General features: G+C 54.5%; 1 tRNA gene and 1 rRNA gene. Both read left to right on the plus strand.

What is annotated here, in order from left to right:
- The first annotated feature begins 81 nt into the window (after positions 1–81).
- Positions 82–1,622: ribosomal RNA gene (locus C7H09_RS09375) — 16S ribosomal RNA — on the plus strand.
- Between the two features lie 214 nt (positions 1,623–1,836).
- Positions 1,837–1,913, plus strand: a tRNA-Ile gene (locus C7H09_RS09380).
- The last annotated feature ends 284 nt before the right edge of the window (positions 1,914–2,197 follow it).

Raw genomic sequence — 2,197 nt, forward strand, 5'->3', positions numbered from 1 at the left:
CGAAATATCAGGACAGTGACTCGTCGAAATTGAGTTTTGTCTTGAGCAAGAATTAAGAACTTTCGAGTTCTTGTATGATTTAAACTGAAGAGTTTGATCATGGCTCAGATTGAACGCTGGCGGCAGGCTTAACACATGCAAGTCGAGCGGTAACAGGGGGTGCTTGCACTCCGCTGACGAGCGGCGGACGGGTGAGTAATGCTTAGGAATCTGCCCAGTAGCGGGGGATAGCCCGGGGAAACCCGGATTAATACCGCATACGCCCTACGGGGGAAAGCAGGGGATCTTCGGACCTTGCGCTATTGGATGAGCCTAAGTCGGATTAGCTAGTTGGTGGGGTAATGGCCTACCAAGGCAGCGATCCGTAGCTGGTCTGAGAGGATGATCAGCCACATCGGGACTGAGACACGGCCCGAACTCCTACGGGAGGCAGCAGTGGGGAATATTGGACAATGGGGGCAACCCTGATCCAGCCATGCCGCGTGTGTGAAGAAGGCTTTCGGGTTGTAAAGCACTTTCAGCAAGGAGGAAGGCCTTGAAGTTAATACCTTCAAGGATTGACGTTACTTGCAGAAGAAGCACCGGCTAACTCCGTGCCAGCAGCCGCGGTAATACGGAGGGTGCAAGCGTTAATCGGAATTACTGGGCGTAAAGCGCGCGTAGGTGGTTCGATAAGCGAGATGTGAAAGCCCCGGGCTCAACCTGGGAACGGCATTTCGAACTGTCGGGCTAGAGTATGGTAGAGGGTAGTGGAATTTCCTGTGTAGCGGTGAAATGCGTAGATATAGGAAGGAACACCAGTGGCGAAGGCGGCTACCTGGACCAATACTGACACTGAGGTGCGAAAGCGTGGGTAGCAAACAGGATTAGATACCCTGGTAGTCCACGCCGTAAACGATGTCAACTAGCCGTTGGGACTCTTGAAGTCTTAGTGGCGCAGCTAACGCACTAAGTTGACCGCCTGGGGAGTACGGCCGCAAGGTTAAAACTCAAATGAATTGACGGGGGCCCGCACAAGCGGTGGAGCATGTGGTTTAATTCGACGCAACGCGAAGAACCTTACCTGGCCTTGACATCCAGAGAACTTTCCAGAGATGGATTGGTGCCTTCGGGAACTCTGAGACAGGTGCTGCATGGCCGTCGTCAGCTCGTGTCGTGAGATGTTGGGTTAAGTCCCGTAACGAGCGCAACCCCTATCCCTGGTTGCTAGCAGGTAATGCTGAGAACTCCAGGGAGACTGCCGGTGACAAACCGGAGGAAGGTGGGGATGACGTCAGGTCATCATGGCCCTTACGGCCAGGGCTACACACGTGCTACAATGGCGCGTACAGAGGGCTGCCAACTCGCGAGAGTGAGCCAATCCCTTAAAGCGCGTCGTAGTCCGGATCGGAGTCTGCAACTCGACTCCGTGAAGTCGGAATCGCTAGTAATCGCGAATCAGAATGTCGCGGTGAATACGTTCCCGGGCCTTGTACACACCGCCCGTCACACCATGGGAGTGGATTGCACCAGAAGTGGTTAGTCTAACCTTCGGGAGGACGATCACCACGGTGTGGTTCATGACTGGGGTGAAGTCGTAACAAGGTAGCCGTAGGGGAACCTGCGGCTGGATCACCTCCTTAAACGAAGCCGAACGCTTCGGTCAGAGTCCACACGAATTACTTGGTTGGCTTAATAAAGAGAGCAAAGGGTCTAAACAGGCCCGCTGTATTAGCACGGCAGATTGTCAAGTCTGGCAAGGCGCGGATGGAGTGAAGGCGGGAGCGTACATCAGTACGTGACCAACTGAGCGAGAGCCGCAACGCAGTCCAGAGTTGGCAAGATGGTGTGATAATCGGGTCTGTAGCTCAGGTGGTTAGAGCGCACCCCTGATAAGGGTGAGGTCGGTGGTTCAAGTCCACCCAGACCCACCAGAATTTCACTGCTCGTCGTTCTCGAAGCACTTGCATAGCAGGCTATGCGGCGCACTTCGACGCCTAGATCAGAAAAATTCTGATCTTGGAAATGACAGCAGAGCGCAGGTCAGGTTTTGTTAGCCTAGGCGCGGCTTGAGCGAGTAAGGGAGTGACCCTCGATGGGTCATGACCGCAGCGAGCGAATGTCGCAACGACGGATAACAGAAGCTGAACAAGTTCTGGGGCTATAGCTCAGCTGGGAGAGCGCCTGCCTTGCACGCAGGAGGTCGGCAGTTCGATCC

It is taken from the genome of Marinobacter fuscus, from assembly GCF_003007675.1.
In the GTDB taxonomy this organism is placed as follows: Bacteria; Pseudomonadota; Gammaproteobacteria; order Pseudomonadales; family Oleiphilaceae; genus Marinobacter; species Marinobacter fuscus.